At 64.1% G+C, this 25486-nt stretch carries 29 protein-coding genes and 2 pseudogenes; 21 read left to right on the forward strand and 10 right to left on the reverse strand.

Translation table 11 applies throughout. From position 1 onward, the window contains the following. The first annotated feature begins 47 nt into the window (after positions 1-47). Entirely contained in the window at positions 48-260 is a 213-nt protein-coding gene (locus AB3L03_RS34730; RefSeq protein ID WP_018455210.1) for a hypothetical protein, read from the forward strand. A gap of 47 nt (positions 261-307) precedes the next feature. Here AB3L03_RS34730 and AB3L03_RS34735 read toward each other — a convergent pair whose 3' ends face one another. Next, a complete protein-coding gene (locus AB3L03_RS34735) occupies positions 308-877 on the reverse strand; it encodes a hypothetical protein (RefSeq protein ID WP_368507939.1) in 570 nt (189 codons plus the stop codon). 23 nt (positions 878-900) lie between these two features. On the opposite strand from AB3L03_RS34735, the gene AB3L03_RS34740 reads away from it, so the two are divergent. The 7 genes from AB3L03_RS34740 (at position 901) to AB3L03_RS34770 (ending at position 4962) form a co-directional block, all read left to right on the forward strand. After that, positions 901-1107 carry a hypothetical protein gene (locus tag AB3L03_RS34740; protein WP_018455208.1) on the forward strand — a complete coding sequence of 69 codons (207 nt, stop codon included), beginning with the start codon at positions 901-903 and terminating at the stop codon, positions 1105-1107. Between the two features lie 2 nt (positions 1108-1109). Then, positions 1110-1310 carry a hypothetical protein gene (locus tag AB3L03_RS34745; protein WP_026232903.1) on the forward strand — a complete coding sequence of 67 codons (201 nt, stop codon included), beginning with the start codon at positions 1110-1112 and terminating at the stop codon, positions 1308-1310. An 80-nt stretch (positions 1311-1390) separates the two neighbouring features. After that, entirely contained in the window at positions 1391-2467 is a 1077-nt protein-coding gene (locus AB3L03_RS34750) for a flavodoxin family protein (RefSeq protein WP_018455206.1), read from the forward strand. Then, positions 2464-3369: an NAD(P)/FAD-dependent oxidoreductase gene (locus AB3L03_RS34755; protein ID WP_247336174.1), complete on the forward strand. Its 906-nt coding sequence runs from the start codon at positions 2464-2466 to the stop codon at positions 3367-3369. Before AB3L03_RS34750 ends, AB3L03_RS34755 begins: the two co-directional genes overlap by 4 nt. Before the next feature lie 18 nt (positions 3370-3387). Then, positions 3388-4332, forward strand: coding sequence for a cation diffusion facilitator family transporter (locus AB3L03_RS34760; protein WP_247362521.1), 945 nt, complete (start codon positions 3388-3390; stop codon positions 4330-4332). Positions 4333-4433: 101 nt separating this feature from the next. Beyond that, positions 4434-4763 (forward strand): four-helix bundle copper-binding protein, encoded by a 330-nt coding sequence (locus tag AB3L03_RS34765; RefSeq protein WP_007611368.1) that lies wholly within the window; start codon positions 4434-4436, stop codon positions 4761-4763. 10 nt (positions 4764-4773) lie between these two features. Further along, positions 4774-4962 (forward strand): hypothetical protein, encoded by a 189-nt coding sequence (locus AB3L03_RS34770; protein ID WP_018455203.1) that lies wholly within the window; start codon positions 4774-4776, stop codon positions 4960-4962. Between the two features lie 21 nt (positions 4963-4983). On the opposite strand, the gene AB3L03_RS34775 is transcribed toward AB3L03_RS34770, so the two are convergent. Next, positions 4984-5241: a hypothetical protein gene (locus AB3L03_RS34775; RefSeq protein WP_240543306.1), complete on the reverse strand. Its 258-nt coding sequence runs from the start codon at positions 5239-5241 to the stop codon at positions 4984-4986. A gap of 287 nt (positions 5242-5528) precedes the next feature. Between AB3L03_RS34775 and AB3L03_RS34780 the strand changes: the two genes are divergently transcribed. Further along, on the forward strand, positions 5529-5903 hold the full coding sequence (locus AB3L03_RS34780; protein ID WP_368507940.1) for a hypothetical protein: 375 nt from the start codon (positions 5529-5531) through the stop codon (positions 5901-5903). A 3-nt stretch (positions 5904-5906) separates the two neighbouring features. Here the strand turns inward: AB3L03_RS34780 and AB3L03_RS34785 are convergent, their stop codons facing one another. Further along, positions 5907-7226 (reverse strand): polysaccharide deacetylase family protein, encoded by a 1320-nt coding sequence (locus tag AB3L03_RS34785; protein ID WP_368509110.1) that lies wholly within the window; start codon positions 7224-7226, stop codon positions 5907-5909. A 190-nt stretch (positions 7227-7416) separates the two neighbouring features. Next, positions 7417-8190: a polysaccharide deacetylase family protein gene (locus AB3L03_RS34790; RefSeq protein ID WP_368507941.1), complete on the reverse strand. Its 774-nt coding sequence runs from the start codon at positions 8188-8190 to the stop codon at positions 7417-7419. Positions 8191-8306: 116 nt separating this feature from the next. On the opposite strand from AB3L03_RS34790, the gene mgtE reads away from it, so the two are divergent. The 4 genes from mgtE to AB3L03_RS34810 all read left to right on the forward strand — a co-directional run bounded on the left by mgtE (position 8307) and on the right by AB3L03_RS34810 (position 12305). Next, positions 8307-9728 (forward strand): magnesium transporter, encoded by a 1422-nt coding sequence (gene mgtE / locus AB3L03_RS34795; protein ID WP_018455198.1) that lies wholly within the window; start codon positions 8307-8309, stop codon positions 9726-9728. A gap of 222 nt (positions 9729-9950) precedes the next feature. Then, complete coding sequence (locus AB3L03_RS34800) at positions 9951-10268, forward strand: DNA-binding transcriptional regulator (protein ID WP_085351361.1); 318 nt, start codon at positions 9951-9953, stop codon at positions 10266-10268. Positions 10269-10453: 185 nt separating this feature from the next. Continuing rightward, positions 10454-11272, forward strand: a complete 819-nt coding sequence (locus AB3L03_RS34805; protein ID WP_018455196.1) for an aldo/keto reductase — start codon at positions 10454-10456, stop codon at positions 11270-11272. 49 nt (positions 11273-11321) lie between these two features. Next, the gene (locus tag AB3L03_RS34810) at positions 11322-12305 is read left to right on the forward strand and encodes a hypothetical protein (RefSeq protein WP_368507942.1); all 984 of its coding nucleotides are present in this window, start codon (positions 11322-11324) and stop codon (positions 12303-12305) included. A gap of 541 nt (positions 12306-12846) precedes the next feature. Here the strand turns inward: AB3L03_RS34810 and AB3L03_RS34815 are convergent. The 5 genes from AB3L03_RS34815 to AB3L03_RS34835 form a co-directional block, all read right to left on the reverse strand. Further along, entirely contained in the window at positions 12847-13011 is a 165-nt protein-coding gene (locus AB3L03_RS34815) for a hypothetical protein (protein ID WP_247336178.1), read from the reverse strand. Positions 13012-13492: 481 nt separating this feature from the next. Continuing rightward, a complete protein-coding gene (locus tag AB3L03_RS34820; protein ID WP_368507943.1) occupies positions 13493-14170 on the reverse strand; it encodes an HlyD family efflux transporter periplasmic adaptor subunit in 678 nt (225 codons plus the stop codon). Then, the gene (locus tag AB3L03_RS34825; RefSeq protein ID WP_368507944.1) at positions 14121-14546 is read right to left on the reverse strand and encodes a hypothetical protein; all 426 of its coding nucleotides are present in this window, start codon (positions 14544-14546) and stop codon (positions 14121-14123) included. The genes AB3L03_RS34820 and AB3L03_RS34825 overlap by 50 nt, the downstream gene beginning before the upstream one ends. Further along, complete coding sequence (locus AB3L03_RS34830) at positions 14543-15808, reverse strand: glycosyltransferase (RefSeq protein WP_368507945.1); 1266 nt, start codon at positions 15806-15808, stop codon at positions 14543-14545. Before AB3L03_RS34830 ends, AB3L03_RS34825 begins: the two co-directional genes overlap by 4 nt. Before the next feature lie 1112 nt (positions 15809-16920). Then, positions 16921-17634: a DUF599 domain-containing protein gene (locus AB3L03_RS34835; RefSeq protein WP_085351440.1), complete on the reverse strand. Its 714-nt coding sequence runs from the start codon at positions 17632-17634 to the stop codon at positions 16921-16923. 124 nt (positions 17635-17758) lie between these two features. Between AB3L03_RS34835 and AB3L03_RS34840 the strand changes: the two are divergent. The 4 genes and pseudogenes from AB3L03_RS34840 to AB3L03_RS34855 all read left to right on the forward strand — a co-directional run bounded on the left by AB3L03_RS34840 (position 17759) and on the right by AB3L03_RS34855 (position 20559). Then, positions 17759-18420: pseudogene (locus AB3L03_RS34840) on the forward strand (glutathione S-transferase family protein). A 327-nt stretch (positions 18421-18747) separates the two neighbouring features. Continuing rightward, complete coding sequence (locus AB3L03_RS34845) at positions 18748-18951, forward strand: hypothetical protein (protein WP_007611353.1); 204 nt, start codon at positions 18748-18750, stop codon at positions 18949-18951. A 159-nt stretch (positions 18952-19110) separates the two neighbouring features. Further along, positions 19111-20076: a hypothetical protein gene (locus tag AB3L03_RS34850; RefSeq protein WP_368507946.1), complete on the forward strand. Its 966-nt coding sequence runs from the start codon at positions 19111-19113 to the stop codon at positions 20074-20076. 42 nt (positions 20077-20118) lie between these two features. Further along, positions 20119-20559, forward strand: coding sequence for a DUF1489 family protein (locus AB3L03_RS34855; RefSeq protein ID WP_007603229.1), 441 nt, complete (start codon positions 20119-20121; stop codon positions 20557-20559). Here the strand turns inward: AB3L03_RS34855 and panC are convergent. Then, positions 20556-21407 carry a pantoate--beta-alanine ligase gene (gene panC, locus AB3L03_RS34860; protein ID WP_368507947.1) on the reverse strand — a complete coding sequence of 284 codons (852 nt, stop codon included), beginning with the start codon at positions 21405-21407 and terminating at the stop codon, positions 20556-20558. The two genes, AB3L03_RS34855 and panC, sit on opposite strands and share 4 nt — an antisense overlap. Positions 21408-21688: 281 nt before the next feature. Here panC and AB3L03_RS34865 point away from each other — a divergent pair, with 281 nt between their 5' ends. From AB3L03_RS34865 to AB3L03_RS34880, 4 genes and pseudogenes are all read left to right on the forward strand, one after another. Then, on the forward strand, positions 21689-22612 hold the full coding sequence (locus AB3L03_RS34865; protein WP_247399092.1) for a division plane positioning ATPase MipZ: 924 nt from the start codon (positions 21689-21691) through the stop codon (positions 22610-22612). A gap of 343 nt (positions 22613-22955) precedes the next feature. Beyond that, a complete protein-coding gene (locus AB3L03_RS34870) occupies positions 22956-23816 on the forward strand; it encodes an alpha/beta fold hydrolase (RefSeq protein ID WP_007603233.1) in 861 nt (286 codons plus the stop codon). Between the two features lie 121 nt (positions 23817-23937). Then, positions 23938-24687 carry a hypothetical protein gene (locus AB3L03_RS34875; RefSeq protein WP_085351368.1) on the forward strand — a complete coding sequence of 250 codons (750 nt, stop codon included), beginning with the start codon at positions 23938-23940 and terminating at the stop codon, positions 24685-24687. 70 nt (positions 24688-24757) lie between these two features. Then, positions 24758-25481: pseudogene (locus tag AB3L03_RS34880) on the forward strand (DnaJ domain-containing protein). Positions 25482-25486 lie beyond the last annotated feature (5 nt).

Below are 25486 nucleotides of genomic sequence, written 5' to 3' on the forward strand. Positions count from 1 at the left end.
TAACTTACGTAAAGGCAGTTTCGTCCCGAATCCTGTATTGTCGTTCCATGAACGACGTCCTGCTTGCCCGCGCTGAGCGCGCGATCGAAGCAAGCCGCGCCCTCCGGGCGCAGCGCAGAGCGGTCGCGGACCAGCTTGATCACGCCACGCGCCAGGTGCGCCGGGTGGTGATGGAAAGCGCGATGTTGCGCTCGGAGCTCAAGGCCCTCCGCGACGACCGGGAAGGACAGGATCTCCGGCACCGCGCGCCGTCGGAATAGGAGCCGACGACACTAAACGTCTAGCTGCGCCGGGATGGGTGCCTCGCTCAGCGCCGCTTCGCTGCTTTGGATCGCCTGTTGTAAGGCGAGCGGTTGACGGGCTTGAGCGAAATGCCTTCGCGCTGCGCCTTGCTGCGAATGGCCGCGACCGGACGCTGCAGCTTGATGCTCATGACGCCCGTGGGCGTGTTTCCTTTGCGAGCTGCTTCAGCTTGCTCACGTCCGCAGGTGTCCATCGTTCGCGCGCCCGCCGCTTGTACGCGGGGTTTGCCTTGCGCGGGCCCTTGCGGCCGATCGGTGAACCCGGTTGTTTCCATGCTGCTTTCACCATGATGATCCTCCTTCAAGTCCCTCATCAATAAGCGAATCAGCATTTCGGTTCCGGCGCACTCGAGGCAGTGCCGGCGCGCGAAGGGAATGCGCGCATCCGTCGCTGCTCGGCCGTTTCGTTTCGCACCAGCAAAATCACGCACCGTTAACTTATTGAAATGCCGGAACCTGCGGTTGCGGCCGAAGCTGCCAACACTGCCGGGCTGGGCCGCCCCAACCGGCACGAAACTCTGGCCCCGGCGCCGACCTCCCGCCGGGGCCAATTCCTCCCATCCCAATCCTTCCATCTGAAGGGCTTTGTGAAAGTACAATGACCGCGAAACGCAACCGCAGGAAACAGACCCAATCGCTCCAGGAGCGGTTGGCGGCATTCGCCCAAACCGCTCGCGAGCGTGCGCGCAGCCTGCCGCCCGGCAAGGAGCGCGACATGCTGCTTCAGCGCGCCAAGCAGAACGAGGTGACCTCGAACCTGACGGACTGGCTGAGCGAACCTGTCTACCCGAGACGGGGAGGGTGACGATGCGGAGCATCAAGCACTACCGCGCGTTCCAGATCGATCCGGACGGGCATGTGTTTGGATGCATCAACCTGGTCTGCGACGATGATGAGCAGGCCAAGCGCGAGGCCGCATCGCTCGTGCTGGTGCACCGCATCGAACTGTGGCGGCTGGACCAGCGCATCGCGCAGTTCGATGTGCCGCCGGAAGTTGTCCGCCAGTAGGGCGACGAGAGGAGAGCGAGAAGGAACCGCGCGCTGCGCCCCGGGTTGGTCGAACTGTACCGACCTCGCGAGGAGCCAGCATGACGGAAGCCGACATTCGCAAGGGGATGCCGCCCGTCAAGCTCTCGCGCGAGGCCTTCGAGCGCCGCTACAGGAGCCGGTTCGTCGATCCCGCCTTTGCACCGCTCCAGCGCGAGCTCGACGCCATCGTCGGCGCGGCCTGGGACGCCTACAGCGATTCACGCAAGGCCCCGCTGACGCGAAAGGCGGGCGCGGGATTCTCCGATCCCGATTACGACATCGCCATCGACTGGCTCGATGCGCGCGCGAAGATCCTGGCGGCGCAGCGACGCCATGACGATGCGGACGAGACGCCGCGCATCCTCATCATCAACGGCTCGGCCCGCAGCGAGCACACCTGTCCCGGCGAGATGTCCAAGACCTGGCGTCTGGTCGAACTCGCCGAGCCGGTCTTTGCCGAGCTTGGGTTTGCCGTCGACATCCTGGACCTGTCGCGCCTGGCCTCGGAGTTCGGCAAGACGATCCATCCCTGCAAATCCTGCGTCGGAACCGCGATGCCGCTCTGCCACTGGCCGTGCAGCTGCTATCCAAACTATTCGCTGGGGCAGACCGACGACTGGATGAACGATATCTATCCGCTGTGGGTCGCGGCCCACGGCATCCTGATCGTGACGCCGGTGAACTGGTATCACGTACCCGCCGGACTGAAGGCGATGATGGACCGCATGGTCTGCGCCGACGGCGGCAATCCCGATCCGACCTCGACCCACGGCAAGAAGGCGGCCGAGGCGAAGGCGCTGGAGCTGAAGGGCTGGCCTTATCCGCGCCATCTCGCCGGCCGTCATTTCGGCCTCGTCGTTCACGGCGATGCGGTCGGTGCCGAGGGCGTGCGCCGGGCCTTGTCGGATTGGTTGACCGATATGCAGTTGATCTCGGCGGGCCGCTTCGCCGAGCTCGATGGCTATGTCGGCTACATGGAGCCATACGCCACCTCGCACCGCGACCTCGATGACGACAGGGCATTCCAGACGGAGGTGCAGAACGTCGCGCGCGCACTCGGCAACGCGGTCCGCCTGGCGCGGAGCGGACAGCTTCGCGAGCCCGGTGCGGGCCTGTCGGATCCAAACCCCAAATGATGGCGAATGATCAGCCGTATGATTGCCTGATCGTCGGCGGCGGCCCGGCCGGGCTGATGGCTGCGATCTACCTCGCGCGATTTCGGCGCCGCGTCTGTGTCGTGGACGCAGGCGCGAGCCGGGCGGCGCTGATCCCGCGCAGTCACAATGTGCCGGGCTTCGTCCACGGCCTCTCCGGCACTGACCTGCTCGCGCGCATGTCCGCGCAACTGGGCGAGCTCGCGGTCACGCGCGTTGATGCCGAGGTCACCAGCTTGCGACGACACGATCACGGTTTTCAGGCGATCTGGAACGGCGGCGCGCATACGGCCGCCACCGTCATCCTTGCCTGCGGCATCGTCGACGCCCATCCGCCGTTCGACGAATGGCGCGCGGCCGTCGCGGACGGGCTGTTGCGCTACTGTCCCGTTTGCGACGCCTTCGAGGCGATCGACCGTCGCATCGGCATCGTCGGTCCGCTTCACCGCGCCGCCGGCAAGGCGCTCTTCATGCGCGGCTACTCGCGCGACGTGACGCTGCTGGCAACGGGCGAGGATGACGGGAAGCCCGCGGCAGCGGAGCTCAATGAAGCCGGTGTCGAGATCGTCGTCGCGCCCGGCCTGCGCCTGAGGCGGCGAGACGACGGCGTTGAAGCCGTCTTCGCCGATGGCCGGACGGCGCAATTCGAGATGGTCTACCCGGTGATGGGTGCGGAAGTGCGCTCGCATCTCGCGATGACGCTTGGGGCCGAACACACCGCAGACGGCCATCTGAAAGTCGACGACCATCAGCGCAGCTCGGTCGACGGGCTCTACGGCATCGGCGACGTCGTCACCGACCTGCACCAGATATCGGTCGCGTTCGGCCACGCCGCGCTCGCCGCCTGCACGATCCACAACAGCCTGCCGCGGCGGCTGGCATGAGGAACGGGGTATCGGACATTGGCAACAGAATCATCCTCGAAGACCGCGGTCTATGCGGCGCTCTTCGGCAATGTCCTGGTCGCGGTCACGAAGATCGGCGCCGCCGCGTGGACGGGAAGTTCGGCCATGACGAGCGAAGCGGTGCATTCGCTCGTCGATACGACCAATGAGATCCTGCTGCTCTACGGCTACCGGCGCGCGAGCCGCTCGCCCGACGAATCCCATCCGCTCGGCTATGGGCGCGAGCTGTATTTCTGGAGCTTCATCGTTGCGCTGCTGATCTTCGCCCTGGGCGCCGGTGTCTCGCTGTATCAGGGCATTCTGCATGTCGCCGCACCCGAGCCGATCGAAAGTCCGATCGTCAGCTTCGTGGTGCTCGGGCTGTCGTTCCTGTTTGAAGGCGGTTCCTGGCTGGTTGCCCTGCGGCGCTTCAGCTCCGACGGCCAGCGGTTCGGGTATTACCAGGCTTTCGTTCGCAGCAAGGATCCTCCGGCATTCATGGTGCTGCTCGAGGACAGCGCGGCGCTGGTCGGCATCGCCATTGCCGCGGCGGCCACTGCCGCGGCCGTATTGCTGCGCCAGCCGGTCTGGGACGGGATCGGTTCGATCATGATCGGGATATTGCTGGCGATCGTGTCGATCGGTCTCGCGCGCGAGAGCAAGAGCCTGCTGATCGGCGAGCCCGCCGATCCGGAACTTGCGCGATCGGTCCTCGACATCGCAAGGCGGTCGCCCGGCGTGCTCAGGGCCAACGGCCTGCTGACGGTGCAGCTGTCGCCGGCCGAAATCGTTGCGGCCCTCAGCATCGAATTTGCGGACGACAAGCGCGCCGACGATATCGAGCGATGCGTCGTTTCGATCGAGACCGAGATACGCAAACGCCATCCAAGCGTGGCCGCCTTGTTCATCAAGCCGCAGACCGATGCTCGCTACCGGGCGGTGCGCGCCAGGCGTTACGGCTAGCTTTGCGAGGTTCCCTGGACGTCACAATCGGCACGACGGCAGGAACGATCACAACATCCCCCTGGTTGACCGGTGCAGGGGGCGAGCAATGGAGACACCGGATGGCTCAATCCGAAGACATGACGCGCTGCATCGCGCTCTGCATGAGCTGCTATCAGACCTGCCTCGGCACCGCGATGAACCATTGCCTCGAGACCGGCGGCAAGCACGTCGAGCCCAAGCATTTCCGCCTGATGATGGCGTGCGCCGAAATGTGCCGGACGGCGGCGCATTTCATGCTGATCAATACGCCGCATCACCGGCACACATGCGGCGAATGCGCCGAAATTTGCAGCGAATGCGCCGAGGATTGCGAGCGGGTCGGCGGCATGGACGAGTGCGTCGCCATGTGCCGCTCCTGCGCGCAATCCTGCCGTGCGATGGCGGCCTGAGGACAAGCCCATGCTGGAAGAGAAACTCACGGAAGCCATCGTCGAGGAGCTGAAGCGGCAGGCGGCGAACCGGCCGCAATCGCTGAAGGTCGAACGGGCGCACGACGCGAAAGCCTCGGAGGAGCTGATCGTCAACGGCAAGATCGACTTGGCCGCGCTGGTCATGGTGATCGCCGGATCGGTCGCCGGCGGGCCTTAGGTCCGGCCGTCAACGGCGCCCTCAGCCATATTCCTCGCCGATGCCGTATTCCCGGTAGATCTCCAGCGGATCGAGGTCGGGAAAAAGCCGGCATTTGGCCTGGGCGAGATGCAGGGTCACCGCCGCCGGCTCCTTGCCGTTCGCGAGCATCTTGCGGATGTCGTCCATATGCGCGCTCGGCTGGTGCTTGGTGTCGAGCTGCTCCAGCGCGACCAGCGCAGTCGCCAGCGCCTCGGTCAGAACCCAGTCGTCGTGGCCGGTGATTCCCTTCTTCGGCATCGGCAGACCCCACATGTGGCGACCCCAGTCTATCGGGACTTCCGCCAAATCTCCAAGGAGCCGTTGCAGCCAACAGGCGCGCGGACGGCTCGACGGCCGGGGCTCCGGCTTGCATTATGGCCGGGCGTGGCTAAAAGGCGGCATTGCCGGGGCAATAGTATCTTTGTTGAAACAAAGTTGGCGTAGACGGGGCTGCATGGCATTCAGGCCGGCTGTTCCGGTCTGGGCTCCTGATCCCCGCATTTGCAACACGGTCGGTTGCGCCACCCTTCAAGGCTTAAGCCCGCATGGTCTTTTTAAGCTTCGTCTATCGCTTCGTGACCAACTTCGCATTCATGGCGATGGTCTATTTCAGCCTGAATTTCATGGAGAAGTACCAGAACCGGGCGATTATCGCGATCCTGGTGCTGGTCTATACCGGCATGCGCGCAGCTTCGACGCTGCGGGCGTTCTACTTTTACCAGAAGATCGAGAAGCTGGAAGCCGAGACCAAGCGCCTTCAGGCTCCGCTCAATGAGGGCACTGGCGGAACGAGTGTGCGCAAGCAGGTCGTGGTTGACGTCGCCCGGCTGCGGCGCGACGGCGAGGTCAAGTCCTATATGGACCTGTTCTTCCTGGCGCTGATCGTATTGCTCTGCGTCGCCAACATCATGCGACAGTAAGCTCTACTGCGCGCGCTTCTTCAGGCTTGCCACACGGGTCGGGCGCGGCGCTGTGCTCTTGGGCGCGGCGCTCTTGGGGGCAGTGCTCTTGGCTGCAGTGCCCTCGGTCTCTGCGGCGTGGTTCGGTGTGCCATGAGCAGCGCGCGCGGTGCGGTGAGCGTGCCACTTGCCGGCTTTGACCTTGGCCGTCGGAGGCTTCTCGGCCGCCATTGCCAGGCGCGTCGCGGCGCGCCGCGACAAGGTCGTCGACAGCAGCACCTCGACCGAGCCTTCCGGGATCGCAAAGAGATCGCGGCCAGGCACGGGCAGGGTGGCCGCGACATTGGCGAGCGCCATGGTCTTGCGCGGCAGCAGCGGTTGGTGCGCGGCCTGTGCGTTGAGGTCGGCCAGCGAGGGTGCCGGAAGCGTCTTGGTCTGCGCGAACACGAAATTCGGCACGGCCGGCCAGCGCGCGATCGGTGTGGTCTCGGTCGGCGGATGCAGCAGCCATTCCACCGGCGTTGTCGGCGTCGCCGGCTGCTCGGCGGTCGCGGGCACCACGTGCACGATGCGATAGCCGCGCGCCTTGAGGTCGCGGATAATCTTCGGCAGCGCCGCCACCGTGCGGGCCTGGATGTCGTGCAGCAGCAGGATGCCCTTGCCCTTGGCCTCAAGCCGCTGGATTGCGAGCTGATAGACGCGATCGGGCGACACATGGCGCCAGTCGTCCGCCGGGAAATCGGCGCTCCAGACCTGGATCCCGCGCGAGATCAGAACGTTCTCGACGCCGTCGGCGCGCATCAGGCCGGGAATGCGGAAGAACGGCGCGAGCTTGGACGGATCGGTCATTGCGGCCGATGTCCACTCGATGCCGCCATTGATCTGCGCCTCGGCCTTGTCGAGCGGCATCCGGTCCATTGTGAGCGGATGCGTCATGCTGTGGGTGCCGACGGTATGGCCCGCTGCGACCAGCTTGCGCACGCCTTCCGGGTTCGCCTTGGCCTGTTCGCCAATGATGAAGAAGGTCGCCTTGATGCACTCGTCGGCGAGGATCTGCAGCACCTGGTTGGAATATTTCGGCAACGGACCGTCGTCGAAGGTCAGGACGACTTCATGGTCCTTCAGCGGCAGCGTCTCGCGGTACTGCATGGTGCCGATGCGGGGATGCTCGTGCGGATCGACCACGAGCGTGCGGGAGGTCCCGAGCGCGTCCGGATGGCCGGGGCAGTCGGCCGCAATGGCCGGCGAGCCGATGGTCAGGACACCAAGGAATCCGCCAAGAAAGCTGCCAAGGCAAAGGACGATCCACGATCGCGTCCGAGCAACAACGCTACTTCCGATCATGAACCCGGTCTGCCCTCTTACGCGATTGCCGCCATAGTAGGTCGGAGACATCAGCAAACGGTTCAGGCGCAAGAACCGTTACCCAGAACCCTGCCGCGACAAGTCCCCTTGATACTTGCATGGCGTAGCATGAACAGACTGTTAATAGGGCCCAAATCACCCCATTTTGCACCGGCGTGACATTCCGGCATCAATGCGCGTCGGCACTCTTCTGTGATGCGCCCGCCGGCACGACGTGAACCACCCGATAGCGGTTCTCCCTCAGATACCGCAGGAAGGCCGGCATGATCGCAGCCGTACGCGCCTTGGGATCGTGGAACAGGATGATACCCTTGCCGGCGGCGGCGAGCCGCTCCGTGACGAGCTTCAATTCCTGCTCCGGCGTCATCTCGTTCCAGTCGCTGGCCCACAGGTCGGCCCCGAACACCACGATGCCGCGGGACTGGAGCAGGTCGAGCTCGGCTGGCGTCGCCTCGAAATAGGGGAAGCGGAAGAACGGGGTCGCGGGCGTCGTTGTCGAGGTGCCGTGCAGAGCCAGCTCGACGGCCGCGATGCCGCGGTCGATTTCGCTCTTCGCTTTGTCGAACGGAATGCGCGCCATGAACGGGTGCGAGAAGGTGTGGTGACCGATGCTGTGGCCCTCGCGCGCGATGCGCTTGACCATGTCAGGGCGTTCGGAGGCGTGCAGGCCGATCAGGAAGAAGGTCGCGCGCACGCATTCCTGCGCCAGTGCCACCAATACCTTCGACGTCGTCGGCGGATGCGGGCCGTCGTCGAAGGTCAGCACGACCTCGTGATCGGCAAGCTCCAGCGTCTGCGGAAAGCTCTTCAGGCCCACGCGCGGCGCGGTCTTGGCGTCGACGCTCAGAATGCGGGAGGTGCCGAGCGCGTCCTTGCGCGGGCACTCGGCGGCTTCACTCGAGGCGATGCCGGTGAGGGCGGCGAGGGCTGCGCCTGCCGACATCGAGGTCCACCTCAGTCGAAGCATCTTTGTCATTGCGCTCAGAGTTGCCTTGTGGGTATTGCCTGAACCGTCAGCTCAGACCACTCGTTCCAACCTGTCGAACGGCGAGGCGCGCCATGGATGAACATCTGGACGGTGCCGCATCTGCCGCGGAATCGGTACTCGACCACGTGCCGATGCGCAATGAAGACGGCGAAATTCGTCACGAATTCGTCGCGGAAATTACCCATGCGATCGAGGCCGGCGACAGCGCCGCGCTGCGCGCTTGCGTTGCCGAGCTGCACGAGGCCGATCTCGGCGATCTCATTGGGGCTCTCGAGCCCGACGATCGGGTCCGCCTGGTTGAGCTGACGGGGCGCGATTTCGACTTCTCCGCGCTGAACGAGCTCGACGAGGGCGTGCGCGAGGAGATCCTCGAGGAACTGCCGCCGCAGACGGTCGCGGAAGGTGTGCGCGAGCTCGAATCCGACGACGCGGTCGAGCTGCTGGAAACGCTCGATCAGGCCGATCAGGAGGAGATCCTCGAGAAGCTGCCGCTCAAGGAGCGCGTCGTGCTCGAGCGCAGCCTGCTTTATCCGGAGAACTCCGCCGGCCGCCGGATGCAGACCGAGTTCATCGCCGTGCCGCAGGATTTCACCGTGGGGCAGGCGATCGACTACATGCGCGAGACGCCGGATCTGCCCGACCGGTTCTACGAGATCTACGTCGTCGACAAGGAGCAGCACTGGCAGGGCGCGGTCTCGCTCGACGTGCTGCTGCGCGCCCGCCGCCCGGTGGCGCTTGCCGAGCTGACCGACGAGGATCGCCGCCGCGTCTCCGTCCTGGAGGACCAGGAGGAGGTGGCGCGCATGTTCGGCAAGTACAATCTCGTCGCAGCCCCGGTGCTCGACACCCAGGACCGCCTCGTCGGCGTCATCACCGTCGACGACGTCGTCGACGTCATCGAGGAAGAGGCGGACGAGGACCTCAAGGCGCTCGGCGGCGTCAACAGCGACGAAGAGCTGTCCGACACCGTGTTCACCATTGCACGCGCGCGGTTCAACTGGCTGCTGGTCAATCTCGCCACCGCCTTTCTGGCGTCGTCCGTGCTCGGCCTGTTCGAGGGGCAGCTCGAGAAGATGGTGGCGCTCGCCGTGCTGGCGCCGATCGTCGCAAGCCAGGGCGGCAATGCCGCGACCCAGACCATGACGGTCGCGGTGCGGGCGCTGGCGACGCGCGAGCTCGGCTCCTCCAATGCCTGGCGCGTGGTGGTGCGCGAGGGCCTGGTCGGCCTCGTCAACGGTCTCGCCTTTGCCGTGATCACGGGCGTCGCTGCGGTGGCCTGGTTCAGGATCCCGGGCCTCGGCCTGGTCATCGGGCTCGCCATCATCGTGAACCTCTTCGCCGGCGCACTCGGAGGCATCCTGATCCCGATGGCGCTCGAACGTGTCAGGGCCGATCCGGCCGTGGCCTCCGGCACGTTCGTGACAACGGTCACTGACGTCGTCGGCTTCTTCTCCTTCCTCGGCATCGCGACGTTGTGGTTCGGGTTGAGGTAGGGCTACACGCACTCTCGTCTCCCCGGCGCGCTGCAACGCCCTTGGCGTTGCTGCGCAACCGGGACCCAGAAGCGGCACAGTATTGCAGCGACATGGGCCCCGGCTCTGCAGCGCACCGCTGAAGAAGCGCTGCGCTGCGTCCGGGGCACGAGACCGTATACGCAGCCATCATCTTTAATCCGAACTTAAGCGAGCTGCCGCATCATCGCCTTGCTTGGGGGAATGAGCATGCGTGTGCGGTTGAAGGCGGACGGACGGATTGTCGAGTTGCGGGATGGGCGGGAGTTTCCGGTCCAGCCGTTTCCAATCCAGCCCGTACCTAACGCAGCGCCGCCCGACACCAGCTCGCTCGCCGTGCGCGATTTGCGCCGCCGTGCCTGCCTGACCCAGATGGAGTTCGCGGCCAAGCTCGGCGTTCCCGTCGAGACCATCCGCAATTGGGAGCAGGGCAAGCGGGCCCCGCGGGGACCCGCCCGCGCGCTGCTCGCTGTGATCGCGCATGCGCCTGACACCGTATTCCAGGCGCTTGCCAAAGCCTGAGCTCGAGGCCTGACCTCAAGGCCTGACGTCAAGGCCTGACGTCAAGGCCTGGCACGAACCTCCCGTTAGCATTGCGCGCAAGATCCGACCCGGCGGCCGGTGTCGCCCGTTGGCAGTGTTGCCAGCCGGGTTCATAATGACGCCTGGATCATGATTTGGGGCGACCGCGACAGAGAGGATTCCTCATGCTGTTCGTCGAGACCAATGGCGCAAGGATACCGGCGATCGGGCTGGGGACCTGGGAGCTGAGCGGGCGCATGTGCACCCGTGTGGTCGAGCAGGCGCTGCGGCTCGGCTATCGCCACATCGATACCGCACAGGTCTACGAGAATGAGCGCGAGGTCGGCGACGGCTTGCGCGCCTCCGGCGTGCGCCGCGACGACATCTTCCTGACGACAAAGGTCTGGACCAATCATTTCGCGCCCCACGATCTCGAGCGCTCGGTCAAGGAGAGCCTGGCGCGCATGCGACTTCCCTCCGTCGATCTCCTGCTGCTGCACTGGCCCAATTCGCACGTGCCGCTGGAGGAGACGCTGGGCGCGCTGTCGCATGCCAAGCGCATGGGCCTGACCCGCCACATCGGCGTTTCCAATTTCACCGTGGCGCTGATCGAGCAGGCGGTGGCGTTGTCGCCGGAGCCGCTGGCCTGCAACCAGGTCGAATACCACCCTTATCTCGACCAGGCGAAGGTGAGGGCGGCCTGCGATCAGCACGGGCTCGCGCTGGTCGCCTACAGCCCGATCGCCAAGGGGCGGATCAAGACCGACCGGACGCTCGCCGAGATCGGGCGTCTGCATCACAAGACGCCGGCGCAGGTCTGCCTGCGCTGGCTGGTGCAACAGAATGTCGCTGCGATCCCGCGCACCTCGCGCGTCGAACGCCTGTCGGAAAACATCGAGATCTTCGATTTCGAGCTTTCGGACGACGAGATGGCCCAGATCGCCGCGCTGGCCAGTCCCAGGGGCCGCCTGACCGATTTCGCCTTCGCGCCAAAATGGGATTGAGAGGGGCCTGCCGTATGCTAGGACCAGCTTGGCAACCTGAAGTCAGGCGATGGAACTGCGGAAGATCATACGGACGGACATTGCAGCGTCGGCGATCGCCCATCTGACGCTGGTCGCGCTGATCATCGTGATCAGCGAAGTCCATCCGTTTCACGCCAGCCCGCCCGAATCGGTTTCCGTCAGCATCGTGACGCCGGAGCAGGTGAAGCAGGAGGAGGCCAAAGCCGAGGAGAAGACCGGGGAAAAACTCAAGGCGAAGCCGCCGGAGCCGACCCCTGACCTGAAACTGCCGAAGTTCGATTTGAACGATAAGGACAAGGCGGCGGCCGCGCCGAAGCCCGAGGCGAAGCAGCAGGCTGCGGCACAGTCCTCGAAGCAGCAGGCCTCGCCTGAACCGCCGCAGCAGAAACAGCCGCAGCCACAGCCTTCACAGACGCCGCAGCAGCGCGAGGCAAATGCGCAGCCGCAACCGCAGCCTCCACAGCCACAGCCTCAGCCATCGCAGTCGCCGCCGCCTCAGGCGACGCCGCAGCCCCCGGCGCCACAGCTACTGCCACAAGCGATGCAGCACCCGGAGGCCGCGCCGCCGCCGTCCTATCAGGCGCCGGAGCCCGACGTCACTGTCAAATACGGCGTCATGCTGGGCCTGCCGCCGGAATTTCCGACGGAGCTGCCGAAAGACGCCCCCAAAGACGATGGCGGCGATGCCAAGGATTCAATCGCGGCGAAGCTGCCGGTCGAAATCATCGCCGAGCTGCGTCGTCATTTGCGAAGCTGCGCCAAGCTGCCGGCTGGGGTCGCGCCGACCGACAACGTCAACATCAAGCTGCGCACCGTGCTCGCGACCGACGGCACGCTGGCGCGCGAGCCGATCCTGATCGAAGCCCCGCCGTCCGCAAAGGGCGTCGCGCTCGTGAAGTCCGCCATGAGCGCGCTTCAGGCCTGCCAGCCCTACAAGATGTTGCCGGCCGACAAATACGGGGAATGGAAGGTGATGGACCTGCCGTTCAGCCCGCGGGATTTCGGCGGCTAAACTCTCGCTTGGGCTACGGCCTTGCTTTGTCGCTCTGCTGTCAATCCATCTTCGCAAATATATTCCACTTTGCCGAAATTCGGACACGGCGTATGTGTTGGCCATCCCGGCTCATCCTTGAGGGGCGATCTTGTGGTCGTCATGTTCGCGAGCCGGCTTGCGGTGGACGCGGCAGCGTTCGGGTGCGAGAGGCCAAGGGCAGGGCGGATTGCTCTCTGTGAGCCCAAAGCTTCGTGCCGACGAGCGGCGCTGCAAAGCTTCGTCACGGCGCCGCCTGTCAAACCGCCACAGACGAGACGCCGGCAGCGAATACAACCTCAGCCTGAGTCGGGCGGCGAAATTGAAGCGCAGCCGCCGCGCGTGCACGGCGATTGCCGCGTCGGCGGGAGCATCAAAATGCAAAGATAATCAATGCCACCAGCAAGACGTTGAACATGCCCAACGTGAGTACGGCGATATCGAAAACGCGGATCAAGCTGATCATGGTGTCCTCCGATACACGCCAACCGGGTGCTATGATGCCTCCGCTACGACCGGGTGTCTATGCAGTTTGTGCCTGCTCGGCGACCATCGCCACAATGTCGGCCAACCGCGTTGGGTCCAGAACGCCGTGTGTGGGAGCGCGGGCGCGCTTGGGAAAAGTGGTGAAAATTCCGCCTTCGTCAACTCGCGCGGCATTGTTGACCGATGCGCTGTTGAGTTGCAACCATTTGTCTCAAACTTCACTCGCCCTGTGGAGACAGGCGAGACCGTTGAAACTATCGTAGTTACAGTCGGGCATCGTGCTACCGACCAAGGCAGCTCTACCTGGCTGCTGAAGCTACCCTATGCTTATTCTCTGTCCAACTCTGCTCGCCGCAGTCGCACTTGAGCGACGGATAAGCCGAGATCGCCGCTAATCCTTACAAGCCAGCCGGAGCACACGCTGGGGACACCACCATCTCGACCCAACACCTTGTGCACCGCGCGCTAGTGCCCACGATCTCGCAAGCTGGGTCGGCCGACACAATGTCGCGGCAGCACTTCGGGCACGTATATCCCGCGATGTTTGGCGTGAAGTCATACTCCGGACCAACATAGGCGCAGATCATGTGGTGGAATACTGGAAACAACATCAGCGCGGAGGAGCCGCAAGCCGGGCAACCCGTTTGGTTCGCTTCGATCTGCATGCTGCACCTCGCTCCCTCTCACAGCTCGTCGAGCCCGAATAGTTTCACCAGCATGGAAGCGATGCGCGCGCTGAGTTGTGTGTAGTGCATGTGAACGTCGACGGCCGAGTTCAGCGCCGGGGGATGCGCGCCTGGGCTGAACTGAATTCGCGCGATTTGCGAGGCGGTACGCTCGCGCGCCGCCGATGAGCCCGCTCCGGGGTACACGTCTGACACCGGCAGAATTTCCACGATCTCGCCCAGAATTCGCCGGTTGCCGAACAGGACAAAGACTTCGTTGCCGACTTTCGGGTCGGACAGGCGTTCGTTGGGAACGTACCAGTCGACGAAGACATCGGTGGGGTCGAGAATTTCTGCGATCGGAGTGCCCGCCACCAGTGACTGGCCGGCACGCGCTGGATTGTTCGCGACGATGCCAGCTATGGGTGAAAAGATTCTTCCGTCGGCAAAGCTGCTTTCAACCTTTTCGAGGCGATCAGAAAGTTGCCGGCTGAATTCGTCGAGAGCGGCCAATTGAGTGCTGGCCTCGGCGGCTTCCGCCTCCTGCGAGACCACGGCTTTGTTCGCCAGGGCGCGCTCCCGCGACATGTCAATGCGGTAATTCAGGCTCGCGGCCGATGAGGTTGCGATAAGTTGGACAGCTTCCTCAGCAAGCTGCAGATGTGAGCGCGCCGCGTCGAGAGATTCTGCGCGCAACCCGGGCTTTGACACGCAGTTCCGCTTTGCGGCCGGCGATGTCCGCGAGCGAGCGCATATAAGTAGCGACGATTTCATCGTGCTGCGGAGACCGCACCCTTCCGATTTCTTCGCCTGCCTTGACCGATCCACCTCTCACCACGGTGATGCTGTTGATCTGCACGATGTAGGGCAGTGAAACCAAATATCTTGGCGAGGACACGCTGCCCGGGCCGCCGAGATAGAGAATTGGCCTCCCGAAATAGACGACAAAGAATGCGAGTATGCCGAATACGATTGTCGCATAGGCGGCGCGGACGGTCCGTCCGGCCGCGCGCCGACGGCTCTCGATAGGATCGGGAATATGCGGATCGAGTCGCGTCAGGGCCACCGTCATTTGGCCACCTCTTTTGTCCGATCTCCGAATAGTGCACGGCGAACGCGCGGTGGCACGAAATCATCGTTCCGCGACGAGGCAAAGATGATTTCCGAAGAGTAGGAAAAAAACCGCGCGCACTTCAGATAGACGCCCTGGTACAAGGGAAAGATCAGCGCCATCTTCCAGCCAAAGTTTCCGACGGATCGTTGGAATAGGGCGAACACAAGTGCCATAGTGAATACCGAGATCCAGAGCAGCAGCAGGTAGATCGCCGAGAGAAACAACACGGCATCCGGGCCGAACAACAGCACAATGTAGGCCAAGTAGAACGGCAGGCTGAGCGTCGGAACGAGATCGAAGACGATGAAGTCCAGCCTTTGGATCGTGTCCGGTAAACGCTCTAGCGGATGGCGAAAACTCAGCTCGCCATACATCATGAAACGGATGCGCAGAGCATCGCGATCCCAGCGCGCGCGCTGGCGCAACAGACTGATGCCGCTTGCGGGGCCGGCTGTTTCCGCCCAGGCGTCGGACACGAACCGAATGACATAGCCGAGTCTGCGGAGCCGCAAGGTGTACTCCATATCCTCTCCCGGGCCGACATCGAGCCCGCCCTGTCGCGCAAAAATATCCCGGCGATACATGGAACAGGCGCCGGACAGACACGCGATCGCATCGACCACGTCGAGGATCGACCGCCCCGCAGTGATCGACATCAGGTATTCGACGCTTTGAAGTCCTGTCCATATCGAATCGCGCTCATTGCTGATCGCGATGTTGCAACTTGCGCCGGCGACGAGCGGATCGCCGAACGCAGCCGCGAGGCGCTCAACCGCGCTCGGTTCGAAGACAGTGTCGGCATCTACGGTCAGAAGAAGATCGCCGCGGGCAAACCGTGCTGCAGCGTTGATGGCAGCGCTGCGGCCGCAGCGGGTCCCATGGCAGATGACCATGTCAACCAGCCCCTGCGCTCTCGCCCGCTCCGCGACCGCGCGTGTTTCGTCGGTGGAGCCGTCGTCGACGACGATGATTTCGACAGGTCGCAGGGTTTGCCGGCGCAGCGAGCTGATCGAAGGAGCAAGCCCGGAGCCGCCGTTGAATGTCGGGATAATCACGCTTACCGTCGCTTGGCAAACCGTCCCACTGGCGCTTCGCCGCTTCGAGCTGAACAGAGCAAGAGACACCAGCGATAAGGTGTAGCGAGGTATGTCGAATATCAGCAGCGAGAAGGCGAGCAGAAACAAACTCGTTCCGGCGAGCACTTCTACCATTTCGGACATGCCGGCCACCTCCGCTGCGAAAGGACCATTCCGAGCATCCGACCAAACAAGGCGCGCAAGGCAATTATCAGATGGGAAAATGAAGACCATCGCGTTGATGGTCGAGTGGTAAATTGCGTAAACATTTGCTTTGTGTGTCTGCGCTATTCACCTCCAGCATCGGCTTGGCCAATTGACGATGGAAGCGTGCTCTCGAGTTTTGATTTTGTTGGCCTGCTGGCATCAGCATTGCGGTTTCATGCTGTTGCCGGGTCGATAATTCCGACAAGGTGACCGGTCCGGCCAACCTTTCAGGCGCAAGACGGCCTCAGTCTGGAGGGCTGAGGCCGGGGGCCGTTGATGTACCGTTGGGGTCGGTACTCTTCTATTTTAATCATGGCGAGACCACTTTGCGGTATTGTCCTGAAGGACAAGCAATCAGCACGTTGTTCCTCTCACACATCTGCGGACCGCCCGACGGGTATGACGGACCGTCGTCCGTGCTACGCACACGCCGTTGATACGTGTCCTACCGACGCCGCAGGCAGCAGCAACTTCCGTAACGAGGCTTTCGGGCTGTGCAATCGGGGCAGGTGTCATCGCCTGAGCCGATACTGCGAAGCAGAAGGCGAATGTGGCAATTGCGAGCGACTTGATCATATCGAGCTCCCTGGAAGCGCCCAACCGCCCAGCCGGCGCGGCGGAGCGATGGACGCGACTCTCTCAAGTTGATGCCCGCGCCTGTAAGAGAATTGAGATAGATCAAAGCGACTTTCGGGAGTTCCATGCGGCAATCGCTGCACATAGCAGATCGAGACGCCGGCTTAGGACTATGACCGCAGACTTCCCTGTGCCTCTTGGGACAAGAGGGTGAAGTGGCCAGACTCGGGCAAAATGCGCCGCGAAGGTGCGAAGCTATGGTCGCAATTCAAGATGCGAGCTGGAAAAGTGGCGCTGCCGCCTCATGCTCCGTCATTGCGAGCGCAGCGAAGCAATCCAGTCTGCCGCCGCGGAGGGATTCTGGATTGCTTCGCTGCGCTCGCAATGACGATGTGGAGAGAGGGTGCGCCACATTCGCTCTTGTGGACGCACCGCTACTCAGCGGTGCACTGCAGAGCCGCAACACGAGCGCGTCAGGGACCGCGCCGCGTCTCCTCGCCATTCACCACCTCCGGCGCCATCGCTTCCCACGCGCTCGAGGCGAATTGCCGCCGCCAAGTCACGATCACCACGGTTGCCGTGGTCACGAACAACACCCAGGGGCTGACGAACCAGCCGAGATAGCCGAGTGCGAAGAAGAAGGCGCGCTGGCCGCGGTTGAAATGGCGGCCGGCGGATTCGAACAGGCGCGAGGTGCGGATCACATGAGCTTCGGCCTCCGGCGTGTCACGCTGCGAGGCTGCCGGCATGCCGCCGAACAGGATCGCGACATAGTTGAACAGGCGGTACGACCAGGCGAATTTGAAGAAGGCATAGACGCAGATCAGGACGAGGCCGACGCATTTCAGCTCCCACATCGCCGGCGAGGTACTGAGATCGATCGGCAGCTTGCTCAAGATCGTGATCGCGTCGTTGGTCGCGTGCAGCAGCGCCAGCGCGCCGCCGAGCGCGATCAGGCTGGTGGAGGCGAAGAAGGCGGTGCCGTTCTGCAACGAGGCCATGATCTGCATGTCGACCATGCGCGCGTCGCGGTCGAGCAGCCGGCGCACCCACACCTCGCGGTAGCGGTTCATGCGCGCCGACAGGCTGTCGCGGCCATAGGCCGAATGCTCCAGCGTCAGGGCGTAGACCAGCCATTCGATGATGAAGAAGCCGACGGCTGTGATGTCGACCCAATGCCTGCTCATGTCAGTCTCCTGGAGAGGATCGCAACGCTTGCCACGCATGGCGAGGTGCAGCAACGATTGATTGGCGGCAGGCGATGGCGTTAAAAGCGGCTCGCTTCAAGGCGTATCGAGAAGGACTGATGACATGGCTGCGCTGAAACTCGCAATCGGCAACAAGAATTACTCGTCATGGTCGATGCGGCCTGGCTCGCGCTCCGCGCCAACGACATTCCGTTCGTGGAGACCCTCATCCCGCTCTACACCGACAATCCCGCGGACAAGGAGCAGATCATCTCGTTCCGCCGCTCCGGCAAGGTGCCGGTGCTGGTCGATGGCGACATCACGGTGTGGGATTCGCTCAGCATCATCGAATACATCGCCGAGCGCTATCCGGAAGTGAAGTTGTGGCCGGACGAGGCCGCCGCGCGCGCCCATGCCCGTTCGGTGTGCGCCGAGATGCATTCCGGCTTCATGGCCCTTCGCAACGAATGCGGCATGAACCTGCACCGCCCGGTGCGCCCCGTGACGCTGTCGGCGGACGCCGAGGCCAATATCGCGCGCGTACAGGAGATCTGGCGCGAATGCCGGGCCCGGTATGGCGCCAATGGACCGTTCCTGTTCGGGCGCTTCGGCGCGGCGGATGCGATGTATGCTCCGGTCGTGCACCGCTTTCGCACCTACGCGATTGAGGTCACGCCGGAGACCAAGGCCTACATGGATACGATGCTGGCGCTTCCGGCGTTCCAGGAATGGACCCGGGACGCGCTCGCCGAAACGCTTGTCATCGAAAAGTTCGAGAACGTGTAATCTGCGGTGATCGGCCTCGCTCGACGTCGAGCAAGCCGGCGGCGCTCCATGCTAGGATGGTCGGCAGGGAGAGGGACCTCACGGCCCAGGAACCGCCCAAGGTGGTGGATCACGCCAGCCCCGACGGCCGTTTGCCACATACCCCCGGAAGAACCGGTTCCAGCGGTATCGTCGGCTGACGGCATCACTCTGAAATAACTGCAAAATTCGCACGTTTGCCATGTCGCATACTGCTGGCCAAAAACGCTCGTCGCATGCTATACAGCGGCCGGGTTTCCGGCCGGCCGACGCAGTGGGACCATGGGCGTGGCAGGCGTTGTTTGAGTGATGGAGAGGGTGTTGAAGCACAAATTCCCTATTGGCGCGCGCGTATTGTTCACCGCCAGCAATGTCGCACGCCCCGCTGCCAGCGGTTCGTATGAGGTCATCCGCCTCCTGCCGACCGATGGTGACGACTGTCAGTACCGGATCAAGAGCTCGACCGAAGCCTTCGAACGTGTCGCCAAGGAAAGCCAGCTCGCGCTGTCCTGAAGGCCGACGCTATCCGCGCATTGGCGCGTCCCCGGGAATTTGTATTCTGCCGCCGTCAAAAGGCCCGCTTCACCTTCAAAAGGTGGGCCGGGGGCAGTTGCCGACTCTCGGTACTCGCTTTGACCATTCGCTCTCTGCTCGCGTGAGGGGACGTCGCGCATGAACTGGGCATGGGCCTCGTCGCTCGACCAAATTTGGCGCTCGCCGGCCTTTCCAATGTGGATGATGCTGGCGGCTGCCGGCTTCTTCGGGCTGATCCTCCTGGTCACGCTGCTGCGCGCCGAACGATCGGTCGCCAACGGCGCGCTGACCGTCCTTGCGCTGCTCGCCATTGCCATCGCGCTGGCTGCTGTTGTGCGCGTCGATGGACCGGCGGGGCAGACCACGCCGACCGAGGCGCGCGCACAGGCGGCGATGACCGCGAGCCTGCCGGCGTTGTCCTGTCTCGACGATCTCGCCGGCGATGCCGTGGCCATGGGCTGCGAGAAGGCGCTGTTCGGCGCGCCGGACGTGGCCGCTGCGGCCGTCTCCACGACCGCGGCCAGGATCGACCGTCTGACGGCGCTCGGCGATGCCGCGACCGCCGAGAAGAGCCTGACGCCCGACATCAAGGTGCTGCGCAAATCGCTGGAGCGTGATCGCTATGGCTTGGTCGCGCAGGTACTGGTCGTGCGCGACGGCTGTACGCAGTTCGACTGTGCGGCCTTCCGCTCGCTGACCGACCAGCAGCAGGTCGCCGCCAACATGGATTCCCATCTCTACGACACGCTGGTCGCGCGCTACGCCCCGACCTGGAATGCGCCTGCAGCAGCGCAATCGTTGCCGGCCACTGCCGCACTTGCGGGACTGCCGCCGTCGATGCCGACGGGCAAGCCGACCAATGCCGAGTTCCCGAGTGCCTCGTCGACGCCGCCGGTCAGCATCATGAATCCCGAGCCGCCGACGCGTCAGGCGGCGCCCACCGCAAACGCGGCGGCTCCGCGCGCCCCCGCAGCGGCCTCGGCGCAGGCCGCAGCTCCCGCCGCGAAGAAGCCGCCTGCGCCGAAGGCTGCGCGGGCGCCGGCGGCAGCACCGGTTCCGCTCACGCCGCCGGCCGCGGCTGCCCCGGCTGCGGATAACAAGTAGATCGGCATTCCAAATGCGTGGCTGTCCGGCTAATGCTGGGGCATGCCACTACATCTGATCAAGCTCGCCGTCGGCTGCGAATCCGTCAAGGAATTGAAGGAGTGGACCGCCGAACGGATGCAGACCGCCAAGAAGAAGGGTCTGCCGCAACATCACATCCACATCACCCGCATGGTGCCCAAGCGCGACGCCGAGATCCTGTCGGGCGGGTCGCTCTATTGGGTGATCAAGGGCGAGGTCGCCGCGCGCGAAAAGATCATCGGCATCGAGCCGTTCCGCGACAAGGACGGCATCGGGCGCTGCCGGATCGTGATGCAGCCGAAGGTGATTCCGGTGTCGCCGCGGCCGATGCGCCCGTTCCAGGGCTGGCGCTATCTCGCCGACGATTCGGTGCCGCCCGATCTCGGCAAGTCCGCCGCCGGCTCGATCGCGGCGATGCCGGAGCCGATGCGGCGCGAACTGCGCGATCTCGGGCTGCTCTAAACCGCGATATTGTCGATCAGCCGGGTGGTGCCGAGCTTGGCCGCGACCAGGATGCGCAACGGTCCGTCGTTGCGCGAGCTGACCTGTGCCAGGGTCGCTGCATGGCGCACTTCGAAATAGTCGAGCTCAAAGCCGGCCGCCGTGATCATCGCGGCACCGCGCGCCATTGCGGGCGCGACCGCTTCGCCGGCGCGAATGCGCCCGGCGCTCTCCTTCATGACGCGGTATAGCGTGGTTGCGGTCTGCCGCTCCTGTGGCGACAAATAGACGTTGCGCGAGGACATCGCGAGCCCGTCGCGCTCGCGCACGGTGCGGGAGCCGATCACCTTGACGCCGAGCTCGAGGTCGCGGGCCATCTGCGCCACCACCCGCAACTGCTGAAAATCCTTCTCGCCGAAGATCGCGACATCCGGCCGGCACTGGGTGAACAGCTTGCCGACGACGGTGGCGACGCCGGCGAAGAAATGCGGGCGGAAGCGGTCCTCGAGGCCAGCCAGCGCCGGTCCCTCCGGCATGATGCGGGTGGCAAAGCCCTCCGGGTACATGGCCTCGGCGCCGGGATGCCAGACGATATCGACGTCCTCGGCGGCGAGCTTGGCGAGATCGGCCTTCCAGGTTCGCGGATAGGCGCCAAAATCCTCGGTCGGAGCGAACTGGGTCGGGTTGACGAAGATCGACACCACGACGCGGCTCGCGCGCCGCTTGGCCAGGCGCACCAGCGACACATGGCCGTCATGGAGCGCTCCCATGGTCGGGACCAGCGCGATCGTCGCCTTTCGCTTGCGAAGATTGTCGACGGCGCGTCGCAAGGTGGGGACCGTGCGGGCGATCAAGGGGCTGCGTGACATCAGAACTCGACGGGATTGGGAATCGACGGGCGCGTTCCGGCGCCCGGCAGGCTAACCTTAACAAGCGGCGACCATGGACGCCATGCATCCGGATGCGGCACAGCATCCCGCGCAAAGCCGCGCAAGCGTCGCGGCATTGTGGGCTGGATCACAGACGCGAAGCGGCGCCGCGATTCATGATGAAGGTCAGCGCGCCGCGATTTGTCTTGCCTGTCACGCATTTCACTTGACCGCAGACGCGGCCAACTCGAAGATATTCGTTAGGGGTGTTGAGGATCGCGATGCTTGTGCAAGCTAGCCAAGGCCAGTCCGGCTCGGCGCATGTGGTCGTGCTCGGCAACGAGAAAGGCGGCTCCGGCAAGTCGACTACCGCCCTGCACATCGCAGTCGCGCTTCTCAAAGCCGGCCAGCGCGTCGCCACCATCGACCTCGACTGCCGTCAGCAGAGCTTTACTCACTACATCGACAACCGTTCCGCCTGGGCGCGCCGAACCAAGCTCGACCTCGAACTGCCGTTGCATCGCTGCATCAAGCTTGGCGAAACGATGCAGGTTGCCGAGAACGAGAATTCGGAGTTCCTTCAGTTCATGGAGGCGGTCTCGGCGGTCGAGAGCAGCTTCGACTTCATCGTCATCGATACGCCCGGCACCGACAGCTACCTGATGCGGCTTGCGCACTCGATGGCCGACACGCTGGTGACCCCGATCAATGACAGCTTCCTCGATTTCGATGTGCTCGGCACTGTCGATCCCGCCAATTACGCGGTGACAGGCGAGAGCCACTACGCGGAGATGGTGCGGGATGTCAGGCGCAAGCGCCGCCAGCTCGACGGTGCGACCACCGACTGGATCGTGGTGCGCAACCGCCTGTCGATGCTCGGCTCCCGCAACAAGCAGCTCGTTGCCGATGGGTTGAAGGATTTGTCGCTGCGGCTCGGCTTCCGCTACGTCGACGGCTTCGCCGAACGGGTCGTCTATCGCGAGTTCTTCCCGCGCGGTCTGACCGCGCTGGACGAGATCGACGAGGCCACGCTCGGCATGCGGCCAAATCTCGGCCATCTCACCGCACGGGAGGAGGTGACGAGCCTGCTCCGCCAGCTCAAGCTTCCGCTCGACGAGCGCGGACGTCGCCGCGCGGCCAATCGCGCCGAGTGGTTCAACCAGGTCGACAAGCCGCTCGAGGTCCACGACATCCTCGGCGCTTGAGGCGGCGGTACATCGCTACTTCCAGTCGATCAAGAGGCCGGTCTCCCCCGGGGAACCGAGCCCGCGCTCAACCGTTTTCACCCCGTGTTTACTGCAAAACGGAACCCGATCGAGACAGTGCGTCGGATAGTGACGTGCACCCTGACGTAGCCGTGTGAGAGCGAGATGCCCAAGAAACGTGTGCGCCGCACAATGAAAGGGCTGCCGGTTCACAATATTTGGCCTTCCTGTCACGCGGCTGTGACATATATTAGGGAATAGGCGACCAGGGGCCGAAGAGCTCCGGAAGAACACGATTTTCAACAGGGATTCAGGCCGCAAGAGCCTGAGGCTGAGGACCAAAATGAAGCGTGGAATTGCCGTTCTGGTTTCGGTCAGTGCCCTCTGTGGCGTCGCCTATTTCACGGCGAGCAAGTGGGCAATCAGGCACGAGACCATCACCTTCTACGATGCCTCGCGCGACAACCGTGCGGTGCCCGTCGATATCGCGATCCGTCGTGACAAGGAAATGCAGGCCAATGCCGGCATGATCACGATGCCGGTCGCCGTGATCAACCACGGCAACACCGTCAAGAACACCGAGTACGGCTTCCTCGCCAACATTTTCGCCGCGCGCGGCTACCTCGTCGTCAGCCCGCAGCATGATTTGCCGACCGATCCACCGATGGTGACCAAGCCCGGCGAGATCTATGTCGGCCGGCTGCCGCAGATCCTGCGCGGCGTCGCCAACATCCATCTCGCCATGCAGGAGATGAAGAAGGTTCAGCCCAACGCCGACTACGAAAAGGTGACGATGGTCGGCCACTCCATGGGCGGCGACATCACGATGTATTTCGCCAAGCAGTATCCGGATGAGGTCAAGAAGGTCGTCACACTCGACAATCTTCGCGTGCCCTTCGTCACCGCCGGGAAGTTCAAGATCCTGTCGTTCCGCTCCACCGATCCGCAGTTCAAGGCCGATGCGGGTGTGATCCCGACCGACGAAGAATGCGAGAAGGCCGGCATCCAGGTCGTGAAGACCGAATTCCAGCACAACGACATGCGCGACACCGGTCCGGATGCTGCCAAGAACTCGATCCAGGGCATGCTCGACAAGTTCCTGAGCGCGACCGACAGTGAAGTGGCGCCGGTCGACACGCAATCGTCCCCGCCCAAGATTCTAGAGCCCGGGCCGGTCGCTTTGATGGCGCCCGCCAAGAGCTGACGCCTTCCTCGTCGTCGATACCGATTTCAAAGCCTCCGCCGGCTGCCGCCTGCGGGGGCTTTGCGCATTGACCGGGCTGCATGTGCTGACCACATTAGCCGCTCACGCAAGGGTCAAGGAAATGTCCGGCGAACCCATCAAACCGCGCGGCCGCGATGCCGTCTCGGCGCAACCAAGCGACGCTGTGCCGCAGGCGGGGACCTCGACCTCGGAGGACATCGCCGCCTTCGTCGCCAACGCGCGCGCGCTGTCACCGCATGCGCCCGGTGCAAAAGGGCGGCTGATCTTCGCGCTGGATGCGACGATGAGCCGGCAGCCGACCTGGGACATGGCTTGCGCGCTTCAGGCCGACATGTTCCGTGAGACCGCCGCGCTCGGCAGTCTCGACATCCGGCTCGTCTACTATCGCGGCTTCAACGAGTGCCGCGCCACGGGATGGATCTCCGACAGCGCCAGGCTGGCGGCGCTGATGAGCAAGATCGATTGCCGTGGCGGCGACACCCAGATCGGCAAGGTGCTGAGCGAGGCGCGGCGCGAGGCCGTCGCAACCGGCGTGCGCGCCGTCGTCTTCGTCGGCGACGCCATGGAGGAGAACGTCGACCAGCTCTGCGCCAAGGCAGGCGAGCTCGGCATGCTCAAAGTGCCTGTGTTCGTCTTTCAGGAAGGCCATGACGCGGTGGCCGAGAAGGCCTTTCGCGAGATCGCGCGCCTGACCGGCGGCGCTTGGTGCCGGTTCGATCCGGGCGCGGCGGCGCAGTTGCGCGAGCTGTTGCGCGCAGCCGCCGCCTACGCGGCCGGCGGACGCGAGGCGCTGTTGCAATTGGCGAAGACCGCCAGTGGCGCGGCCAGGCTGATCGGCCAGATGAAGTAGCGCTGGCGCGCGGTCGGCGGGGGCGCAAGGACTCGATGCTTTTTGGCGGTAGGCCGACTATATTCCGGCCATGACCCTGATCGCCGGCGCTATCGCCATTATCACCCTTTATTTGCTGCTCCAGATGTTCCGTTCGGCCAATCCGGCCGTGCTGGCACGCGCGATCAGGTTCGGTGGCGGCGTGGTGGCGCTGGCTGTCGCAGCGTTCACGGGCTTGAAGGGCGAACTGGTGGTGGCGATCCCGCTCGGGATATTCGGCGCCGGGCTCTTGGGCTGGACACCGATGGCAAACGCCGGCTTCGGCAATATCGGCGGGCTGTTCGGCGGGGGCGCGACGCGCCCGGCCGGTCAGGCCTCGCGCGTGCGCTCGCAATTCCTGGATATGCGGCTCGATCACGATTCCGGCCAGCTCGGAGGCCAGATCGTCGCCGGGCCTCACGCCGGGCGCGATCTCGATGAGTTCGATCTCGCGGCCCTGCTGGCAATGGTCCCGGCGTTCGACGCCGAGAGCGTGGCCCTACTTGAAAGCTATCTGGACCGCCGGTTTCCCGCTTGGCGTCAGAACGCGCAGAGCGATGCGGCAGGGGGCAGCGCCGCACGGTGGCGAGCGGTAAAATGACGACGGAGGAGGCCTATCAGATCCTTGGCCTGCAGCCGGGGGCGGGGCGTGACGACATCAGCCGGGCTCACAAGTCCCTGATGAAGAAACTGCATCCCGACCAGGGGGCTCGACGTATCTCGCTGCCCGTGTAAACGAGGCCAAGGATACTCTGCTTCGCACGCATAACGGCTAACTCCG

Origin of the sequence: Bradyrhizobium lupini (assembly GCF_040939785.1) — a bacterium.
In the GTDB taxonomy this organism is placed as follows: domain Bacteria; phylum Pseudomonadota; class Alphaproteobacteria; order Rhizobiales; family Xanthobacteraceae; genus Bradyrhizobium; species Bradyrhizobium canariense_D.

Excerpts from the sequence above, each read along its gene's own strand:
- AB3L03_RS34775 (WP_240543306.1), bottom strand. The coding sequence starts at position 5,241 with ATGCCGAAGAAGGGAATCACCGGCCACGACGACTGGGTTCTGACCGAG.
- AB3L03_RS34790 (WP_368507941.1), bottom strand. The coding sequence starts at position 8,190 with ATGTCGGCAGGCGCAGCCCTCGCCGCCCTCACCGGCATCGCCTCGAGT.
- AB3L03_RS34835 (WP_085351440.1), bottom strand. The coding sequence starts at position 17,634 with ATGAGCAGGCATTGGGTCGACATCACAGCCGTCGGCTTCTTCATCATC.
- AB3L03_RS34825 (WP_368507944.1), bottom strand. The coding sequence starts at position 14,546 with ATGACGGTGGCCCTGACGCGACTCGATCCGCATATTCCCGATCCTATC.
- AB3L03_RS34805 (WP_018455196.1), top strand. The coding sequence starts at position 10,454 with ATGCTGTTCGTCGAGACCAATGGCGCAAGGATACCGGCGATCGGGCTG.
- AB3L03_RS34780 (WP_368507940.1), top strand. The coding sequence starts at position 5,529 with ATGGTCTTTTTAAGCTTCGTCTATCGCTTCGTGACCAACTTCGCATTC.
- AB3L03_RS34750 (WP_018455206.1), top strand. The coding sequence starts at position 1,391 with ATGACGGAAGCCGACATTCGCAAGGGGATGCCGCCCGTCAAGCTCTCG.
- AB3L03_RS34740 (WP_018455208.1), top strand. The coding sequence starts at position 901 with ATGACCGCGAAACGCAACCGCAGGAAACAGACCCAATCGCTCCAGGAG.
- AB3L03_RS34765 (WP_007611368.1), top strand. The coding sequence starts at position 4,434 with ATGGCTCAATCCGAAGACATGACGCGCTGCATCGCGCTCTGCATGAGC.
- AB3L03_RS34875 (WP_085351368.1), top strand. The coding sequence starts at position 23,938 with ATGTCCGGCGAACCCATCAAACCGCGCGGCCGCGATGCCGTCTCGGCG.
- AB3L03_RS34730 (WP_018455210.1), top strand. The coding sequence starts at position 48 with ATGAACGACGTCCTGCTTGCCCGCGCTGAGCGCGCGATCGAAGCAAGC.
- AB3L03_RS34855 (WP_007603229.1), top strand. The coding sequence starts at position 20,119 with ATGCCACTACATCTGATCAAGCTCGCCGTCGGCTGCGAATCCGTCAAG.
- mgtE (WP_018455198.1), top strand. The coding sequence starts at position 8,307 with ATGGATGAACATCTGGACGGTGCCGCATCTGCCGCGGAATCGGTACTC.
- AB3L03_RS34735 (WP_368507939.1), bottom strand. The coding sequence starts at position 877 with ATGGAAGGATTGGGATGGGAGGAATTGGCCCCGGCGGGAGGTCGGCGC.
- AB3L03_RS34865 (WP_247399092.1), top strand. The coding sequence starts at position 21,689 with ATGCTTGTGCAAGCTAGCCAAGGCCAGTCCGGCTCGGCGCATGTGGTC.
- AB3L03_RS34870 (WP_007603233.1), top strand. The coding sequence starts at position 22,956 with ATGAAGCGTGGAATTGCCGTTCTGGTTTCGGTCAGTGCCCTCTGTGGC.
- AB3L03_RS34745 (WP_026232903.1), top strand. The coding sequence starts at position 1,110 with ATGCGGAGCATCAAGCACTACCGCGCGTTCCAGATCGATCCGGACGGG.
- AB3L03_RS34845 (WP_007611353.1), top strand. The coding sequence starts at position 18,748 with ATGGAGAGGGTGTTGAAGCACAAATTCCCTATTGGCGCGCGCGTATTG.
- AB3L03_RS34770 (WP_018455203.1), top strand. The coding sequence starts at position 4,774 with ATGCTGGAAGAGAAACTCACGGAAGCCATCGTCGAGGAGCTGAAGCGG.
- AB3L03_RS34810 (WP_368507942.1), top strand. The coding sequence starts at position 11,322 with ATGGAACTGCGGAAGATCATACGGACGGACATTGCAGCGTCGGCGATC.
- AB3L03_RS34850 (WP_368507946.1), top strand. The coding sequence starts at position 19,111 with ATGAACTGGGCATGGGCCTCGTCGCTCGACCAAATTTGGCGCTCGCCG.
- AB3L03_RS34800 (WP_085351361.1), top strand. The coding sequence starts at position 9,951 with ATGAGCATGCGTGTGCGGTTGAAGGCGGACGGACGGATTGTCGAGTTG.
- AB3L03_RS34755 (WP_247336174.1), top strand. The coding sequence starts at position 2,464 with ATGATGGCGAATGATCAGCCGTATGATTGCCTGATCGTCGGCGGCGGC.
- AB3L03_RS34830 (WP_368507945.1), bottom strand. The coding sequence starts at position 15,808 with ATGTCCGAAATGGTAGAAGTGCTCGCCGGAACGAGTTTGTTTCTGCTC.
- panC (WP_368507947.1), bottom strand. The coding sequence starts at position 21,407 with ATGTCACGCAGCCCCTTGATCGCCCGCACGGTCCCCACCTTGCGACGC.
- AB3L03_RS34785 (WP_368509110.1), bottom strand. The coding sequence starts at position 7,226 with ATGATCGGAAGTAGCGTTGTTGCTCGGACGCGATCGTGGATCGTCCTT.